The organism is Pseudomonas sp. AMR01 (assembly GCF_041946035.1).
Taxonomy (GTDB): Bacteria; Pseudomonadota; Gammaproteobacteria; order Pseudomonadales; family Pseudomonadaceae; genus Aquipseudomonas; species Aquipseudomonas antarctica_B.
Window position 1 is genome coordinate 78437 of record NZ_JAUTYR010000013.1, and the last position, 12878, is coordinate 91314.

Annotated in this window: 12 protein-coding genes; 1 reads left to right on the plus strand and 11 read right to left on the minus strand. The window is 57.4% G+C overall.

Annotated elements, in window-relative coordinates; all coding sequences use genetic code 11:
* Positions 1 to 103: 103 nt before the first annotated feature.
* The 11 genes from lpxD to rpsB all read right to left on the minus strand — a co-directional run bounded on the left by lpxD (position 104) and on the right by rpsB (position 11663).
* Entirely contained in the window at positions 104 to 1159 is a 1056-nt protein-coding gene (gene lpxD, locus Q7C20_RS14320; RefSeq protein WP_375068159.1) for a UDP-3-O-(3-hydroxymyristoyl)glucosamine N-acyltransferase, read from the minus strand.
* A 3-nt stretch (positions 1160 to 1162) separates the two neighbouring features.
* The gene (locus Q7C20_RS14325) at positions 1163 to 1666 is read right to left on the minus strand and encodes an OmpH family outer membrane protein (RefSeq protein ID WP_003189173.1); all 504 of its coding nucleotides are present in this window, start codon (positions 1664 to 1666) and stop codon (positions 1163 to 1165) included.
* A 45-nt stretch (positions 1667 to 1711) separates the two neighbouring features.
* Positions 1712 to 4099 (minus strand): outer membrane protein assembly factor BamA, encoded by a 2388-nt coding sequence (gene bamA, locus Q7C20_RS14330; protein ID WP_375068161.1) that lies wholly within the window; start codon positions 4097 to 4099, stop codon positions 1712 to 1714.
* 74 nt (positions 4100 to 4173) lie between these two features.
* Positions 4174 to 5526, minus strand: coding sequence for a sigma E protease regulator RseP (gene rseP / locus Q7C20_RS14335; RefSeq protein WP_375068163.1), 1353 nt, complete (start codon positions 5524 to 5526; stop codon positions 4174 to 4176).
* Between the two features lie 53 nt (positions 5527 to 5579).
* Entirely contained in the window at positions 5580 to 6770 is a 1191-nt protein-coding gene (gene ispC, locus Q7C20_RS14340) for a 1-deoxy-D-xylulose-5-phosphate reductoisomerase (RefSeq protein ID WP_375068164.1), read from the minus strand.
* Positions 6767 to 7576, minus strand: a complete 810-nt coding sequence (locus tag Q7C20_RS14345; protein WP_375068166.1) for a phosphatidate cytidylyltransferase — start codon at positions 7574 to 7576, stop codon at positions 6767 to 6769. The genes ispC and Q7C20_RS14345 overlap by 4 nt, the downstream gene beginning before the upstream one ends.
* Positions 7577 to 8332 (minus strand): polyprenyl diphosphate synthase, encoded by a 756-nt coding sequence (uppS, locus tag Q7C20_RS14350; protein WP_348061079.1) that lies wholly within the window; start codon positions 8330 to 8332, stop codon positions 7577 to 7579.
* A 17-nt stretch (positions 8333 to 8349) separates the two neighbouring features.
* A complete protein-coding gene (gene frr, locus Q7C20_RS14355) occupies positions 8350 to 8907 on the minus strand; it encodes a ribosome recycling factor (RefSeq protein WP_348061077.1) in 558 nt (185 codons plus the stop codon).
* Positions 8904 to 9647: a UMP kinase gene (gene pyrH / locus Q7C20_RS14360; RefSeq protein ID WP_375068170.1), complete on the minus strand. Its 744-nt coding sequence runs from the start codon at positions 9645 to 9647 to the stop codon at positions 8904 to 8906. Before pyrH ends, frr begins: the two co-directional genes overlap by 4 nt.
* A 211-nt stretch (positions 9648 to 9858) precedes the next feature.
* A complete protein-coding gene (gene tsf, locus Q7C20_RS14365; protein ID WP_375068172.1) occupies positions 9859 to 10722 on the minus strand; it encodes a translation elongation factor Ts in 864 nt (287 codons plus the stop codon).
* Between the two features lie 203 nt (positions 10723 to 10925).
* Entirely contained in the window at positions 10926 to 11663 is a 738-nt protein-coding gene (gene rpsB, locus Q7C20_RS14370; RefSeq protein WP_048719953.1) for a 30S ribosomal protein S2, read from the minus strand.
* A gap of 386 nt (positions 11664 to 12049) precedes the next feature.
* Between rpsB and map the strand changes: the two genes are divergently transcribed.
* A complete protein-coding gene (map, locus tag Q7C20_RS14375) occupies positions 12050 to 12832 on the plus strand; it encodes a type I methionyl aminopeptidase (protein ID WP_016974402.1) in 783 nt (260 codons plus the stop codon).
* Positions 12833 to 12878: the final 46 nt, after the last annotated feature.

The following is a 12878-nucleotide window of genomic DNA, read 5'->3' on the forward strand; positions in this document are numbered from 1 at the left end:
GAAGCCTGTAATAAAGATTGGGGGCGGGCGGACTAAAAGCACGCCCCTCTAGCAAATCAAGGAGGCAGTCTAGCGGCTGTACACACTTGATATGGAAATGGTCTCAGCCTTCTGATGAAGCATTACCGCCAGGGGTCACGTCTCCAACACGCTTTTCCAGCTGTTTGAGGCGCCGGGCCATGTCGTCGAGCTGCCTCAACCGCGCTGCACTTTTGCGCCACTCAGCCGCCGGCTGCATGGCGGTACCGGAAGAATAGGCACCCGGCTCGGTAATCGAGTGGGTCACCATGGTCATGCCCGTGATGAACACGTTGTCGCAAATCTCGATATGCCCCACCAGCCCTACGCCACCGGCGAGCATGCAATGCTTGCCGATTTTGGTGCTGCCGGAAATACCCACGCACGCCGCCATGGCGGTGTGATCGCCAATCTGCACGTTGTGGGCGATCTGGATCTGGTTATCGAGCTTCACGCCGTTGCCGATCACGGTATCGGCCAAGGCCCCGCGATCCACTGCCGTATTCACACCGATTTCCACGTCATCGCCGATCACTACGCCGCCGACCTGGGCAATCTTGTTCCAGATGCCTTTTGAGTTGGCAAAACCGAAGCCTTCACCACCAATCACAGCGCCCGATTGAATGACGACCCGCTCACCAATACGCACATCGTGGTACAGGGTGACACGAGGCGCGAGCCAACCACCGGCACCGATTTCACAGCGCGCGCCGATGAAGCAATGCGCGCCAACTGTTACACCGGCGGCAATGCGCGCGCGGCTCTCGATCACGGCAAAAGCACCAATGGAAGCAGCAGGATCAACCTGCGCATCGTCGGCCACTACCGCAGACGGATGAATACCGGCGGCGGCTTTGGGCTTGGGATCAAACAGGTGTGAAACCTGGGCATAGGCCAGGTATGGGTCAGCTACCACCAGCGCATCCCCAGTGAACCCTTCGGCGTCAGCAGCTTTGAGCAACACGGCTGCGGCTTTGCTGTCGACCAGGTATTTACGGTATTGAGGATTTGCGAGGAAGCTCAACTGAGCTGGGCCAGCCTCCTGCAAGGTGGCTAGCCCAGTAATTTCTTTCTCCGGGGAGCCACTCAAGGTGGCCCCCAGGAACTCGGCCAACTCGCCGAGCTTGATAGTCGCGGTCATGGCTTACTTCAGCTGATTCATGCGCTCGATCACCTGACGGGTGATGTCGTATTGAGGCTTGACGTCAATCACGGCGCCGCGCTCGAACACCAGGTCAAAGGCACCTTTCTTGATGACTTCTTCCACTGCGCTGTCGAGCTTCGGCTTGAGCTGCTTGAGCATTTCGCGGTCAGCAACAGCTTTGGCTTCGTTCAGCTCCTTGGATTGGAACTGGTAGTCACGAGCCTTTTGCTTGAATTCAAGCTCCAGACGCTCGCGCTCGCCTTGCTGCATTTTGTCGCCACCGGCTACCAGACGATCCTGGATGCCCTTGGCGCTGCTTTCCAGCGTCTTCAGCTTGGTCAGCTGTGGACCGAATTTTTTCTCGGCATCCACTGCGTAACGTTTGGCCGCGTCGGATTCCAACAGTGCCATCTGATAGTTCAGAACGGCAATTTTCATTTCGGCGAAGGCCGGTGTGGTTACCAGCACGGTGGCCAGCAGAACCAATTGAGTCAACTTACGCACGATGTACTCCTACAGAATCCGTTGTCGTTATCTTGGGTCAGACGCTTAGAACGTCTGGCCGAGGGAGAATTGGAAAATCTGGGTTTCAGCGTTATCCGGTTTCTTGACCGGCATGGCTAGAGCAAAGCTCAATGGGCCAAGGGCGGTCACCCAGGTCACGCCTACACCCACCGAGCTCGCCAGGTTGCTGAGGCTCACGTCGTTGCATTGCGTGTTGGACTTCAAGCCGCTCGGATTGATGATCTGCTCGCACTTGGAGTCGAACACGTTACCCACGTCCCAGAAGACCGAAGTACGCAACGAACGCTGATCTTTGACGAATGGCAGCGGGAACAGGATCTCTGCGCCACCTTGAATCAGCACGTTACCACCGAACGGCAGCGGATCGTTGTCCGTATCTTGTTGTGTCCCAGCGTTACCAGTCTGGGCAACGCCACGGCTCGGAGTACCACGCGGGCCTAAAGTGCTGTCCTTGAAGCCACGAACCGAGTTGAAACCACCTGCATAATAGTTCTCATAGAACGGCAGACCACTGGTCGAACCATAACCGTCGCCGTAGCCCAGCTCAGTGTGCAGGCGCATGGTGTAGTTATCGCTCAGCGGCTGGAACAACTGACCACGGTAGTCGAGTTTGAAGAACGAAAGGTCGCTGCCCGGCGTGGTGACTTCAGCCGTCAAGCTCTGGGAGTGACCACGGGTTGCCAGCACACCTTTGTTCAGAGTCGATTCCGACCAACCGGCCGATGCCTTGAAGTTCAGGAACTGGTCGCCCTCTTTACGCACGAAGTTGAAGATCTCATCCACGGTGAATACACCGGTCTTGATCTTGTCCTGCTGCGCGGTCAAGCCGAAGGTCAGACGCGAAGTCTCACTGATCGGATAGCCGACGTTGACACCAGCGCCGAGGCTGTCGATTGCATAGCTTGCAACATCAACGTCGAGGTCTTTGTAGTCGGTGGTGCGATAGAAGGCGTTGTAGCCCAGGCTCACACCGTCAGCAGTCCAGTAGGGGTCGGTATAACCGAAGTTATATCGGCTCTGGTATTGGCTTCGGGTCAGGCCGATGGACACCCTGTTACCGGTACCGAGGAAGTTGTTCTGGGTAATCGAACCACCGAGGATCAAGCCGGCACTTTGTGCGAAACCGACGCTGGCGGTGATGGAACCGGATGCCTGCTCTTCTACGGCGTAGTTCACGTCAACCTGGTCATCCACACCCGGTACGGCCGGGGTTTCGACGTTGACTTCCTTAAAGAAGCCCAGACGCTCAAGACGGGTCTTGGACTGGTCGATCAGGTAAGTCGACGCCCAGCCACCTTCCATCTGGCGCATTTCACGACGCAGCACTTCGTCCGCAGACTTGGTGTTGCCACGGAAGTTGATGCGGTTCACGTAGGCACGCTTGCCTGGATCGACGACGAACGTGATGTCCACAGTGTGGTCTTCATCGTGCGGAGTCGGTACGCCGTTAACGTTGGCGAAGGTATAACCTTCGTTACCCAGGCGGCGGGTGATCAGCTCGGACGTGGTGGTCATCAGCTTGCGCGAGAACACCTGGTCTTTCTGCACCAGCAACAGGGACTTGACCTGGTCTTCAGGGACTTTCAAGTCGCCGCTGAGTTTGACGTCACGAACGGTGTACTTCTCGCCTTCGTTAACGTTAACGGTGATGTAGACGTGTTTTTTGTCCGGGGTAATGGACACCTGGGTCGAAGCAATATCCATGTTGATATAGCCACGGTCCAGGTAGTAGGAACGCAGACGCTCCAGGTCACCGGACAGCTTTTCACGGGCGTACTTGTCATCGTTCTTGAAGAACGACAGCCAGTTGGTGGTCTTGAGTTCGAACAGGCCGATCAGGTCTTCATCATCAAACTTGGTGTTGCCCACCACGTTGATGTGCTGAATCGCCGCCACAGTGCCTTCGTTAATGTTGACCTTGAGGCCGACACGGTTACGAGGCTGCGGGATCACTTCGGTTTCCACGGTCGCGGAGTAGCGACCCTGGGCAACGTACTGGCGTTGCAGTTCGTTACGCACACCCTCAAGGGTGGCGCGCTGGAAGATCTCGCCCTCGGCCAGGCCGGATTGCTTGAGACCTTTCATCAAGTCTTCAGTGGAGATCGCCTTGTTGCCTTCGATCTCGATACTGGCGACGGAAGGTCGCTCGACGACAGTGATGACCAGGACGTTACCTTCGCGACCCAGTTGGATATCTTGAAAGAACCCGGTTTTGAACAGCGCACGAGTGGACTCCACCAGGCGACGGTCATCAGCCTGTTCCCCGACGTTCAACGGCAAGGCACCAAAGACGCTACCGGCGGAAACCCGCTGGAGGCCGTTGACGCGAATATCGGAGATAGTGAAGGACTCGGCGTGAACTTCGGCGATCATCAATACGGTGAGAACCGCAGTTAGCAGCAGACGTTTCATGAAGTCCTTTCTTATTCCAACTGGCAATAAACAAACTGCCGCAAAATGCGGCAGATTCGCAATTCAGCGAAGCGTTACAGACGTCCCAGATCGTTGACCAGGGCTAACAACATCACCCCGACCACCAAACTGATACCGATCTGTATCCCCCAACCCTGCACCCGATCTGATAAGGGGCGACCACGCACCCACTCGACCAGATAAAACAACAGATGCCCCCCATCCAATACTGGAATGGGCAACAAATTCAGAACTCCAAGGCTAATACTCAGATAAGCCAGGAAATTCAGGAAATCCGCGACACCCGACTTGGCAGAAGCGCCCGCCACTTTAGCAATGGTTATCGGTCCACTCAAGTTTTTTACCGAGAGCTCGCCGAACAACATTTTCTTGAGGGATTCGAGCGTCAGCACACTCATGGTCCAAGTGCGTTTTGCACCCTCGCCAATTGCTGCCAACGGCCCGTAACTCACCTCGCGCAGCATGGATGGTGGCCATTCGACGCCTTTGACGCCGGCGCCCAGATAACCCCCGGCCGCCTTGGCCTCCCCACGAACCGACAGGGTCACAGGGACATCGATTTGAGCACCATCGCGCTCAACTTTCAGCACAATTTTGGTATCAGGGCGTACACGCACCAGATCAACCACTTGCTGCCAGTCGCCGAGCGCCTGACCATCCAGTGCCAACAGGCGGTCGCCGGTTTTCAGACCTGCGGCTTGGGCCGGACCCTTTGGGTCGAGCTCGGCAAGCACCGGCGGCAACGCCGGACGCCACGGACGGATGCCCAGGGACTTGATTGGATCAGGCTCATCGGAACCCTGAAGCCAGCGATCCAGAGCCAGTTCGCGCGGCGTTTCAGCGGTGGAGTCCTGATCGCGCACCACGACATTGACCGAGCCACTCTCACCCAGGCGACGCACCAGGCGAAGATTGACATCGCGCCAGCCCATGGTGGGCTCGCCATCAATGGATACAATTTCCTGCCCGGCGGTCAGCCCAGCCTTGGCCGCAATGCTGCCAACCTCGACAGCGCCGATGACGGGGCGCATTTCCTGGCTACCGACCATGGCCAGGATCCAGAAAAACACCATCGCCAGCAAAAAGTTGGCGATCGGGCCGGCGGCAACAATGGCGATACGCTGACGGACGGTCTTGCGATTGAAGGATTGGTCCAGCTGATCTGCCGGTACTTCGCCTTCGCGCTCGTCAAGCATCTTGACGTAACCACCAAGCGGGATGGCTGCAATCACGAACTCGGTGCCACGGCGGTCGTACCAGCGCAGCAACGGCATGCCGAAGCCGACGGAAAAGCGCAATACCTTGACGCCGCAACGACGCGCCACCCAAAAGTGGCCGAATTCGTGGAAGGTGACCAGCACACCCAGAGCAACCAGGGTGCCGACAATCATGTAGAGCGCACTCATCTAATTTCTCCGCATTCCAATCCAGTGCCTGAAGGCGCAAACCTGCCCACAGACTAACGCGCGTTGCGGTTCAACCATTGCTCGGCCAGGGCCCGGGCTTTTGCATCAGCTTCGAACACTGCCCCCAAATCATCTACAGCCACGACCGGCTCAAGGCTCAAAACGTCCTCGATGATACTCGCGATCTGTGGAAAGCGGATGCGCCGTTCGAGAAACGCCGCCACAGCCACTTCATTCGCCGCATTGAGCATCGCCGGAGCGCTGTTGCCCACTTCCGCAGCTTGACGCGCCAGGCGCAGGCACGGGAAGCGCTGCTCGTCCGGCGCTTGGAAATCCAGCCGGGCAATGGCAAACAAGTCCAACGGCGCCACACCCGAGTCTATCCGTTCCGGCCAAGCCAGGGCATTGGCGATCGGCGTGCGCATGTCGGGGTTACCCAACTGGGCCAGCACCGAACCGTCCACATAGTCGACGAGGGAATGAATCACACTTTGTGGGTGAATCACCACTTCGACCTGATCAGGCCGTGCGTCGAACAGCCAGCACGCCTCAATCAACTCCAGACCCTTGTTCATCATGCTCGCCGAATCCACGGAAATCTTGCGCCCCATGGACCAGTTCGGGTGTGCACAAGCCTGGTCCGGCGACACATGCTCCAGCTCAGCCAATGGAGTTTGCCGGAATGGGCCACCGGATGCCGTCAGAAGAATCCGGCGTACACCCACCTGACTCAGGCCACGGGCAAAATCGCCGGGCATGCATTGAAAGATCGCGTTGTGCTCGCTGTCGAGGGGCAGCAAAACGGCGCCGCTCTTGCGTACCGCTTGCATAAAAAGCGTGCCGGACATCACCAGCGCTTCTTTATTGGCCAACAGGATTTTCTTGCCGGCATCGACGGCGGCCAGTGTCGGACGCAAACCTGCCGCACCCACAATAGCGGCCACCACGGTATCCACCTCGGCGTCAGCCGAGACCTGGCACAAGCCCTCCTCGCCCACTAATACCTGCGTGGCAAGGCCTGCGGCGCGCAGGCCGTCCTGCAAGCTTCGAGCAGCGACTGCCTCGGGCACTACGGCGAACCGGGGCACGTGACGCACGCACAGGGCCAGCAATTCATCAAGGCGGGAGAAACCGGTGAGGGCGAACACTTGGTAACGATCGGGATGGCGAGCGATGACGTCCAGGGTACTCAGCCCGACCGAACCGGTCGCACCGAGTACGGTGACCTGTTGCAAGCCGCTCACGAAGCGGTCATCCACAACAGCACGGCAAAGATCGGGATCGCTGCGGTAAGGCTGTCAATACGGTCCAGCACACCACCATGACCCGGCAGCAGGTTGCTGCTGTCCTTGATACCGGCCTGGCGCTTGAACATGCTTTCAGTAAGGTCGCCCACCACCGAGATGAACACGACAATGGCCGTGCCCAGCAGAGCCAGGAATATTTCCTTCACCGACCAGTCACGCACAAGCCCGACAACCAGTGTGATCACCAGCGTCAATGCCAGACCGCCGTACACCCCTTCCCAGCTTTTGCCCGGGCTGACGGCCGGCGCCAGCTTGCGCTTGCCGAACGCCCGACCGGAGAAGTAGGCACCAATATCGGCGCCCCAGACCAGCACCATCACGGCCAGGATGAGCCAGTTGCCCATCGGTGCATTTTTGATCTCAACCAACCCTTGCCAGGCCGGCAGCAGCACCAGCAAGCCAATCACCAGTTTGCTGGCAACACTCGACCAATGGCCGCTGGTACGCGGATACGTCAGCACCAGGAAGGTGGCAAGCACCCACCACAACACCGCAGCGCCAAGTACCCATGGCACGACAGTGCTGGAAAGGGTATGCATCAGGAACAACAACAGCGCCACGACTGCGGCGTAAACCACACGCGGCAGCTGAGCGTTGAAGCCCGCCAGGCGCGCCCATTCCCAGGCACCCAAGGTTACGACCAGGCCAATAAACAGCGCAAAGCCGGACCCGTCGAGCAGGAAAAACCCGCACAAGGCAATCGGCAGCAGGATGAGTGCTGTGATGATTCGTTGTTTAAGCATTTAAACCCGGGCTCCAGCTTCGATCTGCTCGCTCGTTTTACCGAAGCGACGCTGACGGGAAGCGAAATCGGCCAGCGCAGTACGCATGGCATCGTGTTTGAAGTCCGGCCAGAACAGGTCGGAGAAGTACAACTCGGTGTAAGCCAGCTGCCACAGCAGGAAATTGCTGATGCGGTGCTCACCACCCGTTCGGATGCACAAGTCAGGCAATGGCAGGTCGCCGGTTACCAGACAGGTCTGCAAGAGTTCAGGCGTGATGTCATCCGGCCGCAGATGGCCGGCCTGCACTTCGCGGGCGAGCCGCTGCGCAGCCTGGGCGATGTCCCACTGACCACCGTAATTGGCGGCAATCTGCAGCACAAAACGGTTGGCGCCAGCAGTGATGGCTTCGGCTTCGCGCATGGCCGCCTGCAGTTCCGGGTGGAACCGCGAGCGATCACCGATGATACGCAGGCTGATGTTGTTGTCATTAAGGCGCTTGGCCTCACGACGCAGGGCCTTGAAGAACAAGTCCATCAAGGCACTGACTTCTTCGGCAGGCCGCTGCCAGTTTTCACTGGAGAAGGCGAACAGGGTCAACACCTCGACCTTGGCCTCGGCGCACACCTCGATCACTGCCCGTACCGCATCAACACCCGCTTTATGCCCGGCGACACCCGGCATAAAGCGTTTTTTCGCCCAGCGATTATTCCCATCCATGATGATCGCGACATGGCGCGGCACCGCGGAGGGCACAGTCTGCTTGGTCTTTTCCATGAAGGCGTCCTGATCCCTTATACGGCCATCAGGTCCTTTTCTTTCTCTTCCGTGGCCTTGGTGATCTGGGCCTCGGATTCCTTGGTCAGCTTGTCGATATCAGCGATGGCACGACGCTCTTCGTCTTCGCTGATTTCCTTGTCCTTGACCAGCTTCTTCAAGTCACCCAACGCATCACGACGGATGTTACGCACGGCAACACGCGCATCTTCAGCGGCGCTGCGCGCCTGCTTGGTGAAGCCCTTGCGGGTTTCCTCAGTCAGGGCAGGCATGGAGATCAGCAGCAACTCGCCCAGGTTGGTCGGGTTGAGGTTCAGGCCGGCGCTCTGAATGGCCTTGTCGACAGCACCGAGCATGTTGCGCTCGAAGGCCACGACTTGCAGGGTGCGCGAGTCTTTTACGGTGATGTTGGCGACTTGGGTGATGGAGGTGTCTGTGCCGTAGTACGGCACCATCACGCTACCCAGAATGCTTGGGTGTGCCTTGCCTGTACGAATCTGACCAAACGCGTGGTTCAGCGACTCCAGGGATTTGTGCATGCGCTCTTGAGCGTCTTTTTTGATTTCGTTGATCATTGTTCGATTTCCTCGATCAGAGTCCCTTCCGCGCCGCCGTGTACGATATTCAGCAGGGCGCCGGGCTTGTTCATGTTAAATACGCGCAGCGGCATCTTGTGGTCGCGGCACAGGCAAATAGCCGTCAGGTCCATCACACCCAGCTTGCGATCCAGCACTTCATCGTAGGTCAGATGATCGAACTTCTCGGCATGCGGGTCTTTGAATGGGTCTGCAGTGTAAACACCGTCAACCTTGGTAGCTTTGAGCACCACGTCCGCGTTGATTTCGATACCACGCAGGCAGGCTGCCGAATCCGTGGTGAAGAACGGGTTACCGGTACCTGCAGCAAAAATCACCACTTCCTTGGAATCGAGGTGGCGCATGGCTTTGCGTCGATCATAGTGATCGGTCACGCCAACCATGGAAATGGCCGACATGACGATAGCGGTAATGTTGGCTCGCTCGAGGGCGTCGCGCATGGCCAGGGCGTTCATCACAGTGGCCAGCATGCCCATGTGGTCGCCGGTTACCCGATCCATACCCGCAGCGCTCAGTGCAGCACCGCGAAACAGGTTACCGCCACCGATAACCAGGCCGACCTGAACGCCGATGCCAACCAGTTGGCCGACTTCCAGCGCCATGCGGTCGAGTACCTTGGGATCAATCCCGAACTCTTCCGAGCCCATCAGGGCCTCGCCGCTAAGCTTGAGTAGAATGCGTTTATAGCGAGCCTGATAACCACTGCCCTGCTGAGCCATTGCGAATCTCTCCTGCGGCGTATTTTTAAAAATTCTTGGCGAGCCGTTTACGGCTTGCGTTTACTCTAGCTGGACGCTATCACAGCGCCATCGGAACACGGCTTTGTAAGCCAGTTCCGACAGGAATCCAAATAAATTCGGCCTTCCCATTTGAAAAGAGGCTGCGCGCGTGAGCGGGCAGCCTCTTTCGGGCGACAGTTAAAAAACCGTCTTATTGCTTGGCAGCAGCAACTTGGGCAGCAACTTCAGCAGCGAAGTCGTCGACCGGCTTCTCGATGCCGTCGCCTACTTTGTAGTAGGTGAAGGAAACGATTTCAGCACCGGCTTTCTTGGCCAGTTCGCCAACCTTGATTTCAGGGTTCTTGACGAACGCCTGCTCAACCAGGGAAGCCTCAGCCAGGAACTTGCTGATACGGCCTTTGATCATGTTTTCAACGATGTTCTCTGGCTTACCAGCGATTTTGTCAGCGTTGAGGCTCAGGAACACGGCTTTCTCGCGCTCGATTGCGTCAGCGGACACTTCCGATGGCAGCAGGAATTCAGGGTTGCTGGCAGCTACGTGCATAGCGATGTCTTTGGCCAGTTCAACGTCGCCGCCTTTGAGGGCAACCACAACGCCGATTTTGTTGCCGTGCAGGTAACCACCAACAACATCACCTTCAACGCGAGCCAGGCGACGGATGTTGACGTTTTCGCCAACCTTGCCGACCAGTACCAGGCGATCCGCTTCTTGAGCTTCGATCAACGGCTCAACAGTGGTCAGCTTGTCGTCGAATGCTTTCTTGACGCTGGCAGCAACGAATGCCTTGAAATCGTCTTGCAGAGCGAGGAAGTCGGTCTGCGAGTTCACTTCCAGCAGAACGGCAGTTTTACCGTCTTCAACCAGAGCAATAGCGCCTTCAGCCGCTACGTTGCCGGCTTTCTTGGCAGCCTTGATGGCGCCCGAAGCACGCATATCGTCGATGGCTTTTTCGATGTCGCCGCCGGCCTTGGTCAAGGCCTTTTTGCAATCCATCATGCCTTCGCCGGTACGCTCACGCAGTTCTTTAACCAACGCTGCAGTAATCTCTGCCATTTCAAAATCCTCTTGGATAGGTTTTCAACCATTCCACCCGATCAAACGGGCGATCAATTCTTCCCGAATCTCCGTTGTAGGCCGCCGCACGTTACAGTCGCTGTGTTGCGCTAGTGCAAGTGAGTGCCGACAAACGGTTTTCGAGGTGGCAAAAAGGGGGCCAAGCCCCCTTTTTGCTTACTGAGTCAACGCTAGGGCGTCAATTACTCAGCGGCAGCTACCGGAGCTTCTTCAACGAACTGCTCGGTACCACCAGCAACGTGGTTGCGGCCACGGATTACAGCGTCAGCCATCGAACCCATGTACAACTGGATAGCGCGGATTGCGTCATCGTTGCCTGGGATGATGTAGTCAACGCCGTCCGGGCTGCTGTTGGTATCGACTACGCCGATAACCGGGATGCCCAGCTTGTTGGCTTCGGTGATCGCGATGCGCTCGTGATCAACGTCGATAACGAACAGTGCGTCAGGCAGACCGCCCATGTCCTTGATACCACCCAGGGAACGATCGAGCTTTTCCAGGTCGCGAGTGCGCATCAGCGCCTCTTTCTTGGTCAGCTTGGCGAAAGTACCGTCTTCGGCTTGCACTTCAAGGTCACGCAGACGCTTGATGGAAGCACGGATGGTTTTGAAGTTGGTCAGCATGCCGCCCAACCAGCGGTGATCGACGTACGGCGAACCGCAACGTGCTGCTTCTTCAGCAACGATCTTGCCAGCGGAACGCTTGGTGCCGACGAACAGAATCTTGTTTTTGCCCTGGGCCAGACGCTCTACGAAAGTCAGAGCTTCGTTGAACATTGGCAGGGTTTTTTCAAGGTTGATAATGTGGATCTTGTTACGCGCGCCGAAAATGTACTTACCCATTTTCGGGTTCCAGTAACGGGTCTGGTGACCGAAGTGCACACCGGCCTTCAGCATATCGCGCATGTTGACTTGGGACATGATAGTTCCTTAATAAGTCGGGTTTGGCCTCCACGTATCCCAATGACCAACCAGCGGCTTCAAGCCTCCGGCACCCAGGTCATCGTGTCGACACGTGTGTGGATTTAAGCTCTGCGGGGTATCCCCGGAAAGCGGCGCATTTTATACCACAGGATCCTCGAAAACGGAACACGCATTCACATTTGCTGCAGGCCGCTTTGATGTAACCCCTTGAATAGAGCCAACATGCCCCTAACCTATAGAGAGAAGCGATCATCAGGGGCTCATGATTTGAGGCCATCGTCTGTTAGAATCGCGTTTTTTGAGGCTTGTGCGAATTCTGTAACCTTTTGTCGCACGCCCGCACACCGTATTGATTTCAGCGCCTCGCGCTAGAGAGAGCCTGTATGACCGTTAGTTTGAAAACCGCCGAAGACATCGCCGGCATGCGCATAGCCGGCAAACTGGCTGCCGACGTGCTGGAAATGATTGCCGAGCATGTCAAGCCAGGCGTCACCACCGACACGCTGAACCAGATCTGCCACGACTATATAGTCAACGTGCAAAAAGCCATCCCTGCGCCGCTGAACTACAAGGGTTTCCCCAAGTCGATCTGCACCTCGGTCAACCACGTGGTCTGCCACGGGATTCCCGGCGACAAGCCGTTGAAGGATGGCGACACCCTTAACATCGACGTCACTGTGATCAAGGACCGCTATTTCGGCGACACCAGCCGCATGTTCCACGTCGGCACCGTGCCGGTCTGGGCCGAGCGCCTGTCCCAGGTGACTCAGGAATGCATGTACAAGGCCATCGAAATCGTCAAACCCGGCTGCCGCCTGGGCGACATCGGTGAAGTGATCCAGAAACACGCCGAAAAGAACGGTTTCTCGGTGGTCCGTGAGTTCTGCGGCCACGGCATCGGCACTGTGTTCCACGAAGAGCCGCAAATTTTGCACTACGGCCGCGCCGGCACCGGCATGGAACTGAAAGCCGGCATGACCTTCACCATCGAGCCGATGATCAACCAGGGCAAGGCCGACACCAAGGTGCTGGGCGACGGCTGGACCGCCATCACCAAGGACCGCAAGCTCTCGGCCCAGTGGGAACACACCCTGCTGGTCACAGAAACCGGCTATGAAATCTTTACCCTGCGCGCCGACGACACGATTCCACGCGTTTCGGCTTAAAGGCTGGCCTGGTTTTCCAATGCTGTGTTGTGACTGACTTATAGAT

Bases quoted from the DNA above. Each gene is read 5' to 3' on its own strand.
- lpxD (WP_375068159.1), bottom strand. From the start codon at position 1,159: ATGACCGCGACTATCAAGCTCGGCGAGTTGGCCGAGTTCCTGGGGGCC.
- bamA (WP_375068161.1), bottom strand. From the start codon at position 4,099: ATGAAACGTCTGCTGCTAACTGCGGTTCTCACCGTATTGATGATCGCC.
- rseP (WP_375068163.1), bottom strand. From the start codon at position 5,526: ATGAGTGCGCTCTACATGATTGTCGGCACCCTGGTTGCTCTGGGTGTG.
- Q7C20_RS14345 (WP_375068166.1), bottom strand. From the start codon at position 7,576: ATGCTTAAACAACGAATCATCACAGCACTCATCCTGCTGCCGATTGCC.
- uppS (WP_348061079.1), bottom strand. From the start codon at position 8,332: ATGGAAAAGACCAAGCAGACTGTGCCCTCCGCGGTGCCGCGCCATGTC.
- frr (WP_348061077.1), bottom strand. From the start codon at position 8,907: ATGATCAACGAAATCAAAAAAGACGCTCAAGAGCGCATGCACAAATCC.
- pyrH (WP_375068170.1), bottom strand. From the start codon at position 9,647: ATGGCTCAGCAGGGCAGTGGTTATCAGGCTCGCTATAAACGCATTCTA.
- tsf (WP_375068172.1), bottom strand. From the start codon at position 10,722: ATGGCAGAGATTACTGCAGCGTTGGTTAAAGAACTGCGTGAGCGTACC.
- rpsB (WP_048719953.1), bottom strand. From the start codon at position 11,663: ATGTCCCAAGTCAACATGCGCGATATGCTGAAGGCCGGTGTGCACTTC.
- map (WP_016974402.1), top strand. From the start codon at position 12,050: ATGACCGTTAGTTTGAAAACCGCCGAAGACATCGCCGGCATGCGCATA.